This window comes from Ruegeria sp. (assembly GCF_965199275.1).
GTDB lineage: Bacteria > Pseudomonadota > Alphaproteobacteria > Rhodobacterales > Rhodobacteraceae > Ruegeria.
Genome location: NZ_CBDAQX010000024.1, coordinates 348,670 through 363,770, shown reverse-complemented (window position 1 = coordinate 363,770; position 15,101 = coordinate 348,670). Strand labels below are relative to the sequence as shown.

Annotated in this window: 15 protein-coding genes, 1 pseudogene and 1 riboswitch; of the genes and pseudogenes, 12 read left to right on the top strand and 4 right to left on the bottom strand. The window is 59.1% G+C overall.

The window, feature by feature from the left end:
- The first annotated feature begins 57 nt into the window (after positions 1–57).
- The 9 genes from ACOERD_RS26665 to cmk all read left to right on the top strand — a co-directional run bounded on the left by ACOERD_RS26665 (position 58) and on the right by cmk (position 9,330).
- Positions 58–1,080, top strand: a complete 1,023-nt coding sequence (locus ACOERD_RS26665; protein ID WP_170555647.1) for a PhoH family protein — start codon at positions 58–60, stop codon at positions 1,078–1,080.
- Positions 1,081–1,114: 34 nt separating this feature from the next.
- The gene (gene ybeY / locus ACOERD_RS26660; RefSeq protein ID WP_419741021.1) at positions 1,115–1,609 is read left to right on the top strand and encodes an rRNA maturation RNase YbeY; all 495 of its coding nucleotides are present in this window, start codon (positions 1,115–1,117) and stop codon (positions 1,607–1,609) included.
- Between the two features lie 36 nt (positions 1,610–1,645).
- A complete protein-coding gene (locus tag ACOERD_RS26655; protein WP_209254308.1) occupies positions 1,646–2,527 on the top strand; it encodes a hemolysin family protein in 882 nt (293 codons plus the stop codon).
- A complete protein-coding gene (lnt, locus tag ACOERD_RS26650) occupies positions 2,524–4,029 on the top strand; it encodes an apolipoprotein N-acyltransferase (protein ID WP_419741020.1) in 1,506 nt (501 codons plus the stop codon). Before ACOERD_RS26655 ends, lnt begins: the two co-directional genes overlap by 4 nt.
- Before the next feature lie 41 nt (positions 4,030–4,070).
- Positions 4,071–4,119, top strand: a riboswitch (SAM-SAH riboswitch).
- A 5-nt stretch (positions 4,120–4,124) separates the two neighbouring features.
- The gene (gene metK, locus ACOERD_RS26645; protein WP_419741019.1) at positions 4,125–5,306 is read left to right on the top strand and encodes a methionine adenosyltransferase; all 1,182 of its coding nucleotides are present in this window, start codon (positions 4,125–4,127) and stop codon (positions 5,304–5,306) included.
- A gap of 108 nt (positions 5,307–5,414) precedes the next feature.
- Positions 5,415–6,128 (top strand): tRNA (guanine(46)-N(7))-methyltransferase TrmB, encoded by a 714-nt coding sequence (trmB, locus tag ACOERD_RS26640; protein ID WP_419741018.1) that lies wholly within the window; start codon positions 5,415–5,417, stop codon positions 6,126–6,128.
- A gap of 85 nt (positions 6,129–6,213) precedes the next feature.
- Positions 6,214–7,287 carry an amidohydrolase family protein gene (locus tag ACOERD_RS26635; protein ID WP_419741017.1) on the top strand — a complete coding sequence of 358 codons (1,074 nt, stop codon included), beginning with the start codon at positions 6,214–6,216 and terminating at the stop codon, positions 7,285–7,287.
- A gap of 85 nt (positions 7,288–7,372) precedes the next feature.
- On the top strand, positions 7,373–8,719 hold the full coding sequence (aroA, locus tag ACOERD_RS26630) for a 3-phosphoshikimate 1-carboxyvinyltransferase (protein WP_170665817.1): 1,347 nt from the start codon (positions 7,373–7,375) through the stop codon (positions 8,717–8,719).
- Complete coding sequence (gene cmk, locus ACOERD_RS26625; protein ID WP_419741016.1) at positions 8,716–9,330, top strand: (d)CMP kinase; 615 nt, start codon at positions 8,716–8,718, stop codon at positions 9,328–9,330. Before aroA ends, cmk begins: the two co-directional genes overlap by 4 nt.
- 23 nt (positions 9,331–9,353) lie before the next feature.
- On the opposite strand, the gene ACOERD_RS26620 is transcribed toward cmk, so the two are convergent.
- Together ACOERD_RS26620 and ACOERD_RS26615 are read right to left on the bottom strand one after the other, a co-directional pair.
- Positions 9,354–9,830, bottom strand: coding sequence for a YHS domain-containing (seleno)protein (locus ACOERD_RS26620; protein WP_170639257.1), 477 nt, complete (start codon positions 9,828–9,830; stop codon positions 9,354–9,356).
- Positions 9,831–9,954: 124 nt separating this feature from the next.
- On the bottom strand, positions 9,955–11,697 hold the full coding sequence (locus tag ACOERD_RS26615) for an IS1634 family transposase (protein ID WP_419737624.1): 1,743 nt from the start codon (positions 11,695–11,697) through the stop codon (positions 9,955–9,957).
- On the opposite strand from ACOERD_RS26615, the gene ACOERD_RS26610 reads away from it, so the two are divergent.
- Positions 11,690–11,944, top strand: a complete 255-nt coding sequence (locus tag ACOERD_RS26610; protein ID WP_419741015.1) for a hypothetical protein — start codon at positions 11,690–11,692, stop codon at positions 11,942–11,944. The two genes, ACOERD_RS26615 and ACOERD_RS26610, sit on opposite strands and share 8 nt — an antisense overlap.
- Positions 11,830–12,219, top strand: a pseudogene (locus ACOERD_RS26605) ((d)CMP kinase); the annotation flags it as partial. The gene ACOERD_RS26610 and the pseudogene ACOERD_RS26605, both read left to right, overlap by 115 nt.
- Before the next feature lie 23 nt (positions 12,220–12,242).
- On the opposite strand, the gene ACOERD_RS26600 reads toward ACOERD_RS26605, so the two are convergent.
- Positions 12,243–12,719 (bottom strand): YHS domain-containing (seleno)protein, encoded by a 477-nt coding sequence (locus tag ACOERD_RS26600; protein ID WP_170639257.1) that lies wholly within the window; start codon positions 12,717–12,719, stop codon positions 12,243–12,245.
- Positions 12,720–12,937: 218 nt separating this feature from the next.
- Here ACOERD_RS26600 and ACOERD_RS26595 point away from each other — a divergent pair, with 218 nt between their 5' ends.
- Positions 12,938–13,474 (top strand): hypothetical protein, encoded by a 537-nt coding sequence (locus ACOERD_RS26595; RefSeq protein WP_419741014.1) that lies wholly within the window; start codon positions 12,938–12,940, stop codon positions 13,472–13,474.
- Between the two features lie 280 nt (positions 13,475–13,754).
- On the opposite strand, the gene ACOERD_RS26590 is transcribed toward ACOERD_RS26595, so the two are convergent.
- Positions 13,755–14,936: an ISNCY family transposase gene (locus ACOERD_RS26590; RefSeq protein ID WP_419737631.1), complete on the bottom strand. Its 1,182-nt coding sequence runs from the start codon at positions 14,934–14,936 to the stop codon at positions 13,755–13,757.
- Positions 14,937–15,101: the final 165 nt, after the last annotated feature.

Sequence of the window (15,101 nt, the reverse complement as noted above, 5' to 3'; positions counted from 1 at the left end):
CACCTGGTCCGAGTTCTTGTCTACGCTCAAGGTGAAACGCCAAGACAGGAGAACGGATTGGCCATCGGTGCCCTTACCCCACCGCAAGATGAGATGCCCCAGCGCGAGGCATTTGTAGAATTCCCCGACAACCGCTTGTTGATTGATTTATGTGGCGAATATGACCGCAACCTGACCGAGATCGAACAGAAGCTCTCGGTCCAGATTGTGCGCCGCGGCAATCAGTTGGTGGTGATGGGTGAAGAGGATTCGCAGAAAAACGCCATTGAGGTTTTGCAGGCCCTTTACACCCGTCTTGAAGGCGGGCGCGATGTTGAAGCCGCCGATGTAGACCGGGAACTGCGCATGGGCGGCTCGGAACATGGGACTGGCAGTCGGGACGGCGACCAGCTTGAGATGTTCAAGGGCGGTACCGTTGAGATCAAGACCCGCAAAAAGCTGGTCGAACCCCGCACGGATGCACAAAAAGCCTATGTGCAGTCGCTCTTCCAGAATGAGCTGGCCTTCGGAATCGGCCCGGCGGGTACGGGCAAGACATACCTTGCTGTTGCCGTTGGCGTGTCGATGTTCATTGGCGGCCATGTGGACCGTATCATCCTCAGCCGTCCTGCGGTCGAGGCCGGGGAAAAGCTGGGTTATCTGCCGGGCGACATGAAGGACAAGGTCGATCCGTATATGCAGCCGCTCTATGACGCGCTGAACGACTTTTTGCCCGGAAAACAGCTCGCCAAACTGATCGAGGAAAAGCGAATCGAGATCGCTCCGTTGGCTTTTATGCGGGGACGGACTTTGGCCAATGCGTTTGTGGTGCTGGATGAGGCGCAGAACGCGACGACTATGCAGATGAAAATGTTCCTGACCCGTCTGGGCGAGGGCAGCCGCATGGTCATCACGGGCGATCGGTCTCAGGTCGATTTGCCGCGTGGGGTCCAATCCGGGCTGGCAGATGCCGAGCGTCTGCTGAAAACGATCCCAAATATCAGCTTCAATTACTTCACTTCGAAAGATGTGGTGCGACATCCGCTTGTCGCCGCAATCATCGAAGCGTATGAGGCCGATTCAGGGCGCGAGACAGGATAACTCAAGGTCCGAAATCAGGCTTTGAGGCGACAGGATGAATCTTGAACTCACCGTGGAAGACGACCGCTGGCAGGGTCTTGAGCCTCTGTCTTCGCGCGCGGTTGAAGCGGTTCTGCACCATTGCGGGCTGGATCCAGATTTGTGTGAGGTCAGCCTGCTGGCCTGCGATGACACCAGAATTGCCGAACTGAACGCCGAGTTCCGGGAAAAGCCGACACCGACGAACGTTCTGAGCTGGCCCGCCGAAGACCTCGCAGCGGAAGTTGCGGGTGAAACGCCCGAACTGCCGGAACCCGATTTTGCCGGCGAAATCGCCCTTGGGGACATTGCGATCTCATACGACACCTGCGCGCGCGAGGCCGCTGAGGCGGGCAAATCCATGTCTGATCACGTGACTCATCTGATCGTTCACGGAACGTTGCATTTGCTGGGGTATGATCACATTCGCGACCCCGATGCTACCTTGATGGAAGGGATTGAGGTCAAGATACTTGGCAAACTGGGTATCAATGACCCATATAATAGGTGAAGCGGGTTATTTCACCCGATCAATTGGAAGAGGACAATGGGCGATACAGACGGCAGTTCTAGGGCGGCGCAAAGCGCGCAGTCTGAGAATTTGGACATTGAAGAGAAAAGCGGTTTCTTTTCGCGGATTATGGATGCCATTTCGGGGACAGAAGAGGAGCAAAGCGCTCCGGTCAACGGGCATGAAATAGCCGACAATCAACATCGCGGCATGGTTAACCTGCGTCGCAAGCGCGTTGAGGATGTCGCCATTCCGACCGTTGAAATCGTTTCGGTCCCCTCAACGATTTCCAAGGATGAGCTGGCTCAGGTCTTTCGCGAAAGCGGCCTGTCGCGGATACCCGTGTATGAAGGTACGCTGGATACGCCGCTCGGTTTTGTCCACCTCAAGGATTTTGCCCTGACCCATGGGTTCAATGGCGGCGGGGCCGAGTTCGACCTGACCTCGATGCTGCGCACGCTGCTGTTTGTGCCGCCCTCGATGCCGATCGGCGTCTTGCTGACCAAGATGCAGACAGAACGCCGTCACATGGCGTTGGTGATAGACGAATATGGCGGCGTTGACGGATTGTTGACCATCGAAGACCTCATCGAGCAGGTCGTCGGCGAAATCGCCGATGAGCATGATGCGCACGAAGATCAGCTTTGGTTGCAGGAAAAGCCGGGTTGCTACGTCGTGCAGGCCCGCGTTCCGCTTGAGGATTTCGAGGCCGAGATCGGACGTTCTCTGACCAGCCACGAGGATGTGGACGAGGAAGAGATCGAAACTCTGGGCGGTCTCGTCTTCATGCTGTCGGGTCGTGTTCCGGCGCGGGGTGAGGTTGTACTGCATCCCGAAGGCCCGGAGTTCGAGGTGATCGATGCCGACCCGCGCCGCATCAAGCGTCTGCGCGTTATGTTGCCGGACGTCGCTGCATGATCCCTGTCCGGGGTTGGCCTTTCTGGCTTAGACTTGGTGCCGCAGCTGCCTTAGGGGCGCTGGGCGCTTATGGTTTAGCGCCGTTCGGCTACTGGCCGCTGACACTGATTGCACTGACCCTGATTCCCGCGTTCTTTCTCGCCTGTGAAACCCGCGCGCGGGCGGCGTGGTTGGGCTGGGCCTTTGCCACCGGCTACTTCGCCCATGCCCTCAGTTGGATCATCGAGCCTTTCCAGGTGGACGCCGAGCGCCATGCGTGGATGGCTCCGTTTGCGCTGGTTTTCATGGCTGGCGGCCTGGCCTTGTTCTGGGCGGCGGCATTCTGGGCGGCGCGGCGGGTTGATGCTCCGGCTGTCCGACAGGCTGTGTTGATGGCATTGACATTGTCACTGGCCGAGTTTGGTCGCGGCTATCTTCTGACCGGCTTCCCCTGGGCCGGGGTTGCGCAGGTCTGGGTCGACACACCGGTCGCGCAACTTTTGTCTTTGGTTGGTCCGTATGGGCTGGCTGCGCTGACCTTCGCGGTGACGTTTCCGCTTGGGGCGGCGATGGTGCAACCTGTAGCTCTCCGCTCGCTTTTGGTTCCGTTCGTTGGGTTCGCCGGTGCCGCCGCTCTTGCCATGGTCTACGCCTCCAGCAGGTCGACCATAGAGTATGGTGAAAACACTGTCCGACTGATCCAGCCGAATGCGCCTCAGCATCAGAAATGGGATCCTGCATATGCGCCCCTTTTCTTCGCTCGGCAGATCGAATTCACAGCGGCAGAGCCACGTCCCGACCTGATCGTCTGGCCCGAGACTGCAATTCCGGCGTGGCTCAGCAGCGCCGATCCTTATCTTGAGGCCGCCACGGACGCGGCTCAGGGCGTTCCGGTTATTCTGGGCATTCAGCGAGGGGACGGCCCGCGCATCTACAACTCCATGATCTATCTCGATGAGAACGGGCAGCAGACGGGCCTTTATGACAAGCACCATCTGGCCCCGTTTGGCGAATATGTACCGTTCGGAAACCTGATGGCCCGGTTCGGTATTCACGGCATGGCCACAACGGCTGGTCATGGGTTCAGTTCTGGGCCAGGGCCTGCGGTGATGCAGGCGGGCAAGCTGGGTAAAGCCCTGCCGCTGATCTGTTACGAGGCCGTCTTTCCCCAAGACGTCAACGGCGCGCCGGAACGGGCCGATTTCATCTTGCAGATTACCAATGATGCATGGTTCGGAACCCGTTCCGGCCCTTACCAGCATCTTGCCCAGGCCCAGATGCGGGCGATTGAGCAGGGGCTGCCACTTATGCGGTCCGCCAACACCGGCATTTCGGGGATGATCGATCCTTTGGGTCGGATTACCGCATCGCTTCCTTTGGGGCAGGCGGGGTTCGTAGACGCTGATCTGCCGCTGCCTCTTGCGCCGACGGTTTATTCCCGCATGGGGGACCTGCCCGTGTTCGGGGTCTTTCTCTTGTTGGCCGTGTTGCTATGGCGCATGCCGCGGCCGCGCAGCGCCTAGTTTCCGATTGACGCCATTTCGCAAGGCGCGTATGCCCTTGGTGCCTGTCACAACGGCTTCCTGGCGTGGCAGAGGAACTTCAATGGAGCACATTTATGTCCCGACAGAACTACACTTTTTCTTCGGAATCGGTTTCCGAAGGGCACCCGGATAAGGTCTGTGACCGGATTTCGGACGCCGTACTCGACGCATTTCTGAATGAAGAGCCCGAAGCGCGCGTGGCGTGCGAAACCTTTGCTACGACCGATCGGGTCGTCATCGGTGGCGAAGTAGGTCTGTCTGATCAGGAAAAGCTGCACGACTATATGGGCCGCATCGACGAGATCGCGCGCGCCTGTATCAAGGATATCGGCTACGAGCAGGACAAGTTTCACCATGAAACGGTGGAGGTAACGAACCTGCTGCACGAACAGTCCGCTCATATCGCTCAAGGCGTTGATGCCTCGGGTGATAAGGATGAGGGTGCGGGCGATCAGGGCATAATGTTTGGCTATGCCACCACGGAAACCCCTGCGCTGATGCCGGCCCCGATCCAGTATTCGCACGCGATCCTCCGTCGTCTGGCTGAAGTGCGTAAAAACGGCAGCGAGCCTGCTTTGGGCCCGGACGCGAAATCGCAGCTGTCCGTTGTTTACCGCGATGGCAAGCCGGTTGGCGTCAGCTCGATCGTTCTGTCCACGCAGCATCTGGATGAAGCGCTGACCTCGGACGACATCCGTGCGATCGTCGAGCCCTACATCACCGAAACCCTGCCCGAAGGATGGCTGAGCGCTGATACCGAATGGCACGTGAATCCGACCGGCAAGTTTGTGATCGGCGGCCCAGACGGAGATGCGGGCCTGACGGGTCGCAAGATCATCGTCGACACCTATGGCGGCGCAGCCCCTCATGGTGGTGGGGCGTTCTCGGGCAAAGACCCGACCAAGGTGGATCGCTCGGCGGCCTATGCCGCGCGCTATCTGGCCAAGAACGTGGTTGCTGCCGGTATGGCAGAACGCTGCACCATCCAGTTGAGCTATGCGATTGGCGTTTCCAAACCGCTGTCGATCTATGCCGATACCCATGGAACCGGTCAGATCGCAGACGCGGTGATCGAAAAAGCCGTTGGTCAGGTCATGGATCTGACCCCGCGCGGCATTCGTGAGCATCTGCAACTGAACAAGCCGATCTACCAGCGCACCGCAGCTTACGGTCATTTCGGCCGTGAACCCGCAGCCGATGGCGGTTTCAGTTGGGAACGCACTGATCTCATCGAAGCCCTGAAAGCGGCAGTCTGATCCAAGACAAAAGGGGCGCGTCTCGCAGGATGCGCCCTTTCTCTTTTTCGAGATACTCCTGGGTTCAGCCCCTTGTCACACGGCGCGCGCCACAGTAAGGGCACCGCCATGAGCAACCAGACACCCCAACGCCCCCGCAGAAACTTCTATGGCCGCTTCAAGGGCAAAACTCTGAAGCAAAGCCAGAAGACGTATCTGAACGAAGACCTCGACGCCTTGTCGCCCGGTGCCGTGGATTGGGAGACGAACCCCGAACGCCACCCGCTGGACCTCGACACGCTGTTTGGCGGCAAGGATGTCTGGCTTGAGGTCGGCTTTGGCGGTGGCGAACATCTGGTGCATCAGGCCGCGAAAAACCCCGATATCGGAATCATCGGGGCCGAGCCATACATCAACGGCGTCGCCATGTTGCTCGGCAAGATCCGTCAGGCTGGGGTCGAAAACCTCGCGGTGCATCCCGGTGATGCCCGCGACCTGTTCGATGTGCTGCCAGAAGCCAGCATTTCACGCGCCTTCCTGCTCTACCCAGATCCGTGGCCCAAAACGCGCCACCACCGCCGCCGCTTCGTGACGCCCGAACATCTGGAGCCTCTGGCGCGTGTCCTGAAGCCCAGCTCGATCTTCCGTGTTGCCACCGACATTCCTGACTACGTGCGCCAGACGCTTGAGGAAGTACCCCGCGCTGGTTTCGAGTGGTTGGCTGAACGCCCTGTCGATTGGCGCGAGCCTTGGGACGACTGGATCTCGACCCGCTATGAGCAAAAGGCCCTGCGGGAAGGGCGGACACCGCACTATCTGACGTTCCGCCGTACAGACGCCTGATCCGTTTCAAATTTCTGTAATCCTGCACGCTATGCTAGGCTGTGCGCGTTACGCGTTTTCAGCATAGCTTATTTCAAGGATTACGATGTCTGATATTCGGATTACCAACTGCCACACGCATCTGTTTCACTCGCGCCATGTGCCCGAGGACTATCCCTATCCGGCGCTCAAACCGTTCAAGAAGATGCCATGGTTGATCAAGGCTCTGGCTTTTGGTGCCAGACTGATCGGCCAGCTCGGCGTCGCCGATAAACTGGATCGGCTCTATCGCTTTCAGCAGGAGACGGATGAAGGCAGCCAGCGTGAGATTCTGGATAACCTGCAGCGACATTACCCCAGCAATACCCGCTTTGTCGTTTTGCCGATGGATCTGTCGGCCTTTGGCTTCGGCGCGCCTGAGGTGCCCCTGCGCGACCAGCACGACGAACTGGCGCAGTTGGCCACTGACCCTGAGGTTGGCACCTCGGTGATTCCCTTCGCAACGATCGACCCGCGGGCTGATCCCAATGCCACAGAGCTGTGGCGCGCCATTGACGATCTGAGGTTTCGGGGGGTCAAGCTCTATCCTCGTTTGGGATTTGCACCGAATGACCCGGCTCTGATGCAGCATGTCTATCCGCGGTTGCAGGATGAGAACCTGCCTGTGATGTCGCATTGTTCGCGTGGCGGGGTTCAGGGGCGGTATCTTTCCGACTATTGGGCTGACCGCTATACAGAGCCTGAGGCGTTTATTCCGGTGATGCGGGCCTTTCCTGACCTTCGGATCTGTCTGGCACATTTTGGTGGGCAGCGAGACTGGCATGCCTACGTCAATCCCGATCACAGCGACCCTTTGGACGATGCATTCAACCGGAATTGGCTGAGATCCATCCGCACGATGATCGGCAGCGGAGACCACGATGGCCTGTGGACGGATATCTCCTACACTCTTTTCCAATTCGAAGACTATGCGCCGTTCCTGCGTTTGTTCTTGATGGGCGAAGATAAAGAAAGCGAACGCCTGCGGTCGCGCGTTTTGTTCGGCTCAGACTACTACATAACCCGGCAACAAGCGTTGTCGGAAAAGGCGGTCTGTATCCGGTTGCGCAATGTTCTGGGCGAAGAGATCTTTCGCCAAATCGCCGAGGAAAACCCGGCAAAATGGCTGGGAGAGACCTGAGAGGCCCCCATCCCCTCATTGCCGCTGGACCAACTGGCCCCAATTCGCTAATCGGCATGGACTGATAGCGAAAACAGGAGCCCCCATGTCCGGACACGGCACGCCCATCCCGATGACCTCGCATCCCTGCGGCCCGTTGAACGGAACGGCTGAGGTGCCCGGCGATAAGTCGATCTCGCACCGGTCGCTGATCCTTGGCGCGATGGCGGTTGGGGAAACCAAGATCTCCGGCCTGCTTGAGGGCGAGGATGTTCTGGACACTGCCAAAGCCATGCGCGCCTTTGGGGCCGAGGTGACCGACCATGGCGGCGGTGAATGGACCGTGCATGGCGTGGGTGTAGGCGGCTTTGCTGAACCTGATCAGGTGATCGACTGTGGCAACTCGGGCACTGGCGTGCGGCTGATCATGGGCGCGATGGCGACGTCGCCGATAACGGCGACCTTCACGGGTGATGCTAGCTTGAACAAACGCCCGATGGCGCGGGTCACAGATCCGCTTGCGCTGTTCGGCGCGCAGTCGGTTGGCCGCTCGGGTGGGCGCCTGCCGATGACCATCGTGGGCGCAGCGGAACCGACCCCGGTCCGCTATGAGGTTCCGGTTCCTTCGGCGCAGGTGAAGTCGGCCGTCCTGCTGGCGGGCCTGAACGCACCCGGCAAGACCATTGTTGTCGAGAAAGAAGCCACCCGGGATCATTCGGAACGGATGTTGGCCGGTTTTGGGGCCGAGATCACCGTTGAGGATACCGATGAAGGTCGTGTGATCACGCTGACCGGTCGGCCCGAGTTGAAACCTCAGGTCATTGCTGTCCCACGTGACCCGTCGAGTGCCGCTTTCCCGGTTTGCGCGGCGCTAATCACCCCCGGTTCGGACGTGCTTGTGCCCGGCATCGGCCTGAACCCGACCCGCGCGGGCCTGTTCACAACACTGCGTGAGATGGGCGCGGACCTGACCTATGAAAACGAACGCGAAGAGGGCGGTGAGCCCGTCGCCGATCTGCGCGCCAAATACTCGCCCAACATGAAGGGGATCGAGGTCCCGGCCGAGCGCGCCGCCTCGATGATCGACGAATATCCGGTTCTTTCCGTGGTGGCGGCCAATGCGACCGGCACCACGATGATGGGTGGCGTGAAAGAGCTGCGCGTCAAGGAAAGCGACCGGATCGATGCGATGGCGCGGGGATTGCGGGCCAATGGCGTGACCGTGAATGAAGGCGATGATTGGTGGTCGGTCGAAGGGCTGGGCATCGGCAACGTCCCCGGCGGCGGCACCTGCGAAAGCTTCCTGGACCACCGGATCGCGATGTCCTTCATGGTGATGGGCATGGGCGCGAAAACGCCCGTCTCAGTCGATGATGGCGGCCCGATCGCGACCTCTTTCCCGATCTTCGAGCCGCTGATGGCCTCGCTGGGTGCCAAGGTCGAACGGGTATGAGCTTTAGCGTCGCCATTGATGGTCCAGCGGCGGCGGGCAAGGGGACAATCTCGAAAGGCGTCGCGGCGCATTTCGGGTTTGCCCATCTGGATACGGGGCTGTTGTATCGAGCGGTGGGACGGCGCGTTTTGGATGGGGTTGAGCCCGTCGCGGCGGCCCAAGCTCTGACCGCAGAGGAACTGGAGCAAGGCGATCTGCGCACGGCTGAGATCGCGCAGGCGGCGTCAAAAGTTGCGGTCATCCCTGAGGTACGGGCCGCGCTGGTCGATTTCCAACGCGCCTTTGCCCGACGTTCGGGTGGGGCCGTATTGGATGGGCGCGATATCGGGACGGTGATCTGCCCCGAGGCTGACGTAAAGTTGTTCGTCACCGCCAGCGCGGAGGTGCGGGCTGAACGCCGGTTTTTGGAACTTAGCGCCAAAGGGTCTGATGTAACGCGTGATCAGGTCCTGGCCGATGTGCGCGAACGGGATGCGCGCGATGCGGAGCGTAGTACCGCCCCCATGAAACCCGCCGAAGACGCCGTTCTGCTGGACACGTCCGAACTGAGCATCGACGACGCTCTGGCAACGGCCATCGACATCATCAGACAAAAAAGACCCGCAGCGTAACTGCGGGCCGTTGTCTGAGCGGATCAGAGTTCGCCGACGGCGATGCTCTTGATGTTTGCCCACTGGTCATCAGCGGTTTTGGCAGTGCCAACCACGTCTTTTAGAAACGCGGCGCGGGTTTCTGCGTTCAGGAACAGGAACAATTTGCCGTCCACGATCAGGTATTGATCCGGGTCACCGTCAAACTTCTTGCCGACCGAAACTCCGAATGAGCAGAAGCCGCCGTGCTGGGGTAGGTAGGCTGCTGGGTTAGCCTCAAAGGCCTCGCGGTTTTCGGCCGTGGTGAAGTAGTAGGACGCGCCATCATAGGTAGCCGAGTGGGTGGCAAAACCCTCGACCGGGTTGCCGCTGTTGACCAGCGCGACCAGATCCACCCCATGCGCAGCAAGCGGCGCACCAGCCGCCGAGATGCCTTTGGAGACATTGATTTCATCCGCAGCAAAGGCCGGGGCCGACAGGGCAAGCGCAGCAACAAAAGCAGTGAAGACGAGCGATTTCATTTGGGTCATCCTCCTGACTTCCGACATTTTTTCGTATAAGTCATTGATATTATTATGCCTTGGTTGCCAAAAGGCACTACACGGACTTTTTTCGCCAGCGATTGTTTCGGAGTGTTGAGGGAGCTCAGGCTTTGGTCTGGCCAGTTTTTCGGGTGCGCCCGGGGGGTATCTTGAAAGGGGCTTCGTTCCAGGTCAGGCCGACGCAGGTGAGGATGCGTCTGGCATCGACCGTGGCATGGCTTGGCATGCCGTAGCGGTCAGGGGTGCCTTTGTGGCGCAGGATCGAGAGCTGCAATGCGTTCAACTCGTTGCGGATACGAGCCGGGCTCATCGGGTGTCCGAGCAGGTCCAGATGCTTGCGCAGGTGCTGCAGGCAGCAGAAGGCCATGTAGCAGATGGCGATATGGGCCCGGACCCGACGCGGCGACCAGTGATAGATGGGCCGGATTTTCAGATCGTGCTTGTTGGTGCGGAAGCAGGCTTCGATCTCCCACAACTGGTGATAGCGGGCAATGACGTCCTGTGCCTCCAGTTCGTCCGCACCATGAACAACAATGGCATGCAGCCCGTCCCATTGTGCCGCTGCCTTGATCTTTGCATCATCCAGCGTGACGTCCCCGCTGTCGGGGAAGGCCAGGAAGCGGCCATATCCCCGGCTGCTGAAGCTGCCGGGTTTGCGAGAGCGCTTGAGCTTCTTGTGCAGCTTTTCGATTGCCTTGTCGCGCTTGTGGGCATCATTGCGTGCCCGGGTGGGTGACCAGGTCACAATGACCCGCGCTCCCTCCTGGTCGATCACCTTGTACCAGCCCTTCTCGGTTGCCTCTTCAGAACCGTGTCCAGCCCAAGGCTGGCGTCCCTCCGGGCTCAAAATGTTCGCCTTCACGGCGGCCGGGGCGGACTTCATGCGATAGCCGAGGATGTAGGGCAGACCCTTGTTCTGCAACATCTGCTGGTTGTCCTTGCTGAGCATGGCGGCATCGGCCACGAACGTGACCCTGGCCACGTCGAAGCGTCCCTCCAACGCCTTCAGCGCAGCTTCCAGCGTATGACCTTCCCAGGTGTTTCCCGGGAAGAGTTCATAGCCCACAGGCAGCCCATCGGAGGTGACGATCAGCGCCAGCATGACCTGAGCGCGGTGATGCTTGCCATCCTTGCTGAAGCCCTTGGCCAGAAGATGATCCTGCTCGACCCCGTCCGCATCCTCGGCCGGGTCCTCGCGCTCGGTGTCAAAGGCCAGGGTCGTGCAATCGTAGAACAGCACGGTCACTGGCCCGCCCAGCAACTTCTCTGCCGCCGCGTGAGAGGTTTTGCAAATCCCGTCTATCACCGGCGTATTGATGTAATCCATGCTCCGATAGACCACGTCCAGATTGAGCGTGATGCCTGCCTGGTTCTCCAACGCCTCCACGGTCGCGCGCTTGCTCTCGGGCTGTGCGATCCGCGCCATAACCAGCTCTTTCACAATGCGATTGGCACTTTTACGCGCCGCCCCCAGAAGGGCCCCCCAACCCAGTTGGTCATACATCGTCCCCATGACATCCCGCAGACCCAGAGAGACCCGCGCCTCCTCACGGCACTCGGCAAGATCAACGCCAAGCTTGTCCGGCCGCGGAGCGCGGCGCACCAGCGCCTGCAGATCGGCATATTCCGTGGGCGTGAACAGTTCCATTTGCGGCGAGCGATCAATGCGTAATTGCTCCATCAAGCGGCCCGCCAGACGCTTGATATCCTCAATCTCGCTGTCGTTATGGGCCACACCCACATGGCGCAGGATCTTCTGGCGTACCTTGGAGCCGGTGCGGACGGATTCAACGATCTGGATCCGTGTGCGGTTGAGCTTTGCGTCATGTTTGGTGCGGATGAACATGGGCGAAGAGGTTAGCCATCTGAAGGCCCATGTCAATACTTTTTATAATAATGGGGCACTACAACGCGCCTCTGAGCAACCACACCTGAAAACAAACCAAAAACCCAGTCAGATCAACAAAAAGGTCGGAAGTCAGGAAAAGTTGCGGTCATCCCTGAGGTACGGGCCGCGCTGGTCGATTTCCAACGCGCCTTTGCCCGACGTTCGGGTGGGGCCGTATTGGATGGGCGCGATATCGGGACGGTGATCTGCCCCGAGGCTGACGTAAAGTTGTTCGTCACCGCCAGCGCGGAGGTGCGGGCTGAACGCCGGTTTTTGGAACTTAGCGCCAAAGGGTCTGATGTAACGCGTGATCAGGTCCTGGCCGATGTGCGCGAACGGGATGCGCGCGATGCGGAGCGTAGTACCGCCCCCATGAAACCCGCCGAAGACGCCGTTCTGCTGGACACGTCCGAACTGAGCATCGACGACGCTCTGGCAACGGCCATCGACATCATCAGACAAAAAAGACCCGCAGCGTAACTGCGGGCCGTTGTCTGAGCGGATCAGAGTTCGCCGACGGCGATGCTCTTGATGTTTGCCCACTGGTCATCAGCGGTTTTGGCAGTGCCAACCACGTCTTTTAGAAACGCGGCGCGGGTTTCTGCGTTCAGGAACAGGAACAATTTGCCGTCCACGATCAGGTATTGATCCGGGTCACCGTCAAACTTCTTGCCGACCGAAACTCCGAATGAGCAGAAGCCGCCGTGCTGGGGTAGGTAGGCTGCTGGGTTAGCCTCAAAGGCCTCGCGGTTTTCGGCCGTGGTGAAGTAGTAGGACGCGCCATCATAGGTAGCCGAGTGGGTGGCAAAACCCTCGACCGGGTTGCCGCTGTTGACCAGCGCGACCAGATCCACCCCATGCGCAGCAAGCGGCGCACCAGCCGCCGAGATGCCTTTGGAGACATTGATTTCATCCGCAGCAAAGGCCGGGGCCGACAGGGCAAGCGCAGCAACAAAAGCAGTGAAGACGAGCGATTTCATTTGGGTCATCCTTTCATTTTCATATCCGGGCTGAGGTATCCCTCCGCCGATGTGACAAAGTTAGGACAGGTGTTTTGTACGCGTAATCGCAGATAAGCCGCGAAACTGTGCAGATCGTTCAAACATCTGGATTACACGCAAAAACACTTCACACAGCTTTGTTTGGCCAGTGACCCGGTTGATTTCTAAGGTAGGGGGGCAACTATGGGAGCGGCCTCATGATCCGACTAGCTATGATTTTGTTCCTCATCGCCGGCAGCGTGAGCGCGCAACAGGCCGAACCGCCCGTACCTGAGGGCGAACCTACGATGACATATGAGCGGTTGGGCAGGATCCTCTTTGCGCTTGATCCGGAGACGCAGCCCAGCGGGCCAGGGTTCCAGATCACCATTGCGGATGTGCCGGTTCTGGTGATCACCGATGTAGTGGCCGATCGAATGCGCGCTATGGTGCCTATCAGCAGCACGGCAGATCTGACTGTGGAGGATCTGCAACGGATGATGCAGGCCAATTTCGACAGCACGCTGGACGCGCGCTATGCGATTGCCAACGGAACCCTTTGGGCCGTGTTCATCCATCCTCTGTCGCCGCTGAAAAAGGATCAGCTGATCTCGGGCCTGGCGCAGACGGTGAACATCGCAAACACCTATGGCACTCTTTATTCGGGCGGAGCGGCTGAGTTCGGAGGGGGTGACAGCGGCGATCTGCAGCGTGCGCTGATCGACGATCTTTTGAAAAAGGGCGAGGAAATCTGAAATCGGAATGTGACCGCGTTTCAATTTGACACAGCTCGGCGTTGCCGGATTTTTGGCGCTATCAATTTGGGGCCAAAAGACCAAGTGAAACCTAGTAAGTATCTGCTCAAGAAGGGTAAAATAGCCACATCGACAGGGCCCTGTCGAGAACATTCTGAATTGTCCGGTGTAGGTAACATGCCAATTGTCCGCTTCAGTTGATTGCGCGGTGGCCCAATTCGGAGGGAGCCGTAGGCGACCGTAGATTTGGGCCACCGCGTTCGCGCCACGTCGAAGCGGGTCACGCGACTTTGTGTTTGCTATCCTCCTGTGTGATGGGTGATCCGTCAGGCTGGTAGCGGCCAATGCATCTCGGGCCGTGGAAGATGACCAGTTGACCATCGGGGTATTCGTGGACCCTGACCTTCGCCTTGACGAAATGATGACGGTGCCTGTCTGCCGCGATCTGCATGACCAGGCCCTTGTAGCGCACCGTATTGTCGTTGCCGACGACGCGGTCTTCCTGCACACACAGGGTGTCGCGCACATTGCCTGTAAACGGCACGAAGGCCGAGGTCGTATCCTCCGGCTCCTTTGCAAACAGGGCATTGTGTTCGGGAAGATAGACCTCTTTCAGGAACTGATTGGCCTCTTCAATGGTTGTGATCCCATGGGACCGCAGTTCCTGCGGCAATCGGTTCTGGAACGTGCCAAACATGCGTTCAGACCGTCCACGGGCCTGCGGTGAATAGGCCGGGATCAGCTCAATGCCGAGTTGCTGCAAGGCGCGCCCGACCTGGGTCAGATTGTCCTTGTCCACTTTGCCGCCCGCTTCGGGCGTATGCCAGTAATGAGAGCCCCGATCGGCATAGAGCGAGCAAAACAGACCTTGCGCCTCGATCACCTCTGTCAGCCCCTGAAAACTGCTCATCGTCCCTTCTTCCTCGACAAAGAATGCCGAATAAACCCGGTTGGTGGCATCGTCCATGGTGACGATCAGATCCCACCACTGACCCGGAACCCATTCATGGCTGGAGCCGTCCTGATGCAACATCATGCCAACCATCGGACGGCGGGGCCGCTTGCGCCGATGGGCACCTCGTCGGGGTGCTGCCTGAACCCGGCCGTGGCGCTGCAGTGTAAGCCGCACCCAGTTGTAGCTCTGTGTGAAACCATGGTGGGCCACCAGCTTCTCGTGGAAATGCTTCGGCGTGTAATCCCAGTACTTGGTATCAAACAGTTCAAGCATCTCCATGACCTTATCCGTGGCAACACGATTGTTGGCCAGTTTGCCAAGCCGACGGTCGTACAGACCTTCTGCACCATCCGCCTCAAATCGATCCTCCCAACGCCTGACGGTGCGCACGGATACACCCAGTATCTCAGCCGCCTGTTCTTGCGTCAGCTTGTTCGCGCTTCGCCGCGAATACACATCTTCAAACTTCATCAGTCGAACTTCCTGTAACACTTCTGCTCGGTTCATAACGCCTCCTCTCAGAGACAGAATAGAACCGGACAGATCGCATGTTACATACACCGGACATATCGCGTGTTAGCGACAGCCACATCGACAGGGCCCTAGCCAGATGTAACAAAACTGTTATGCTCCCCACACAAGCAATAAAGGGAAGGCCGCCGGAAACCTCCA

What these genes read in the sequence shown, in the direction of transcription:
- ybeY (WP_419741021.1), top strand. Translation starts at nt 1,115, where the DNA reads ATGAATCTTGAACTCACCGTGGAAGACGACCGCTGGCAGGGTCTTGAG.
- ACOERD_RS26655 (WP_209254308.1), top strand. Translation starts at nt 1,646, where the DNA reads ATGGGCGATACAGACGGCAGTTCTAGGGCGGCGCAAAGCGCGCAGTCT.
- lnt (WP_419741020.1), top strand. Translation starts at nt 2,524, where the DNA reads ATGATCCCTGTCCGGGGTTGGCCTTTCTGGCTTAGACTTGGTGCCGCA.
- metK (WP_419741019.1), top strand. Translation starts at nt 4,125, where the DNA reads ATGTCCCGACAGAACTACACTTTTTCTTCGGAATCGGTTTCCGAAGGG.
- trmB (WP_419741018.1), top strand. Translation starts at nt 5,415, where the DNA reads ATGAGCAACCAGACACCCCAACGCCCCCGCAGAAACTTCTATGGCCGC.
- ACOERD_RS26635 (WP_419741017.1), top strand. Translation starts at nt 6,214, where the DNA reads ATGTCTGATATTCGGATTACCAACTGCCACACGCATCTGTTTCACTCG.
- aroA (WP_170665817.1), top strand. Translation starts at nt 7,373, where the DNA reads ATGTCCGGACACGGCACGCCCATCCCGATGACCTCGCATCCCTGCGGC.
- cmk (WP_419741016.1), top strand. Translation starts at nt 8,716, where the DNA reads ATGAGCTTTAGCGTCGCCATTGATGGTCCAGCGGCGGCGGGCAAGGGG.
- ACOERD_RS26620 (WP_170639257.1), bottom strand. Translation starts at nt 9,830, where the DNA reads ATGAAATCGCTCGTCTTCACTGCTTTTGTTGCTGCGCTTGCCCTGTCG.
- ACOERD_RS26610 (WP_419741015.1), top strand. Translation starts at nt 11,690, where the DNA reads ATGAACATGGGCGAAGAGGTTAGCCATCTGAAGGCCCATGTCAATACT.
- ACOERD_RS26615 (WP_419737624.1), bottom strand. Translation starts at nt 11,697, where the DNA reads ATGTTCATCCGCACCAAACATGACGCAAAGCTCAACCGCACACGGATC.
- ACOERD_RS26600 (WP_170639257.1), bottom strand. Translation starts at nt 12,719, where the DNA reads ATGAAATCGCTCGTCTTCACTGCTTTTGTTGCTGCGCTTGCCCTGTCG.
- ACOERD_RS26595 (WP_419741014.1), top strand. Translation starts at nt 12,938, where the DNA reads ATGATCCGACTAGCTATGATTTTGTTCCTCATCGCCGGCAGCGTGAGC.
- ACOERD_RS26590 (WP_419737631.1), bottom strand. Translation starts at nt 14,936, where the DNA reads ATGAACCGAGCAGAAGTGTTACAGGAAGTTCGACTGATGAAGTTTGAA.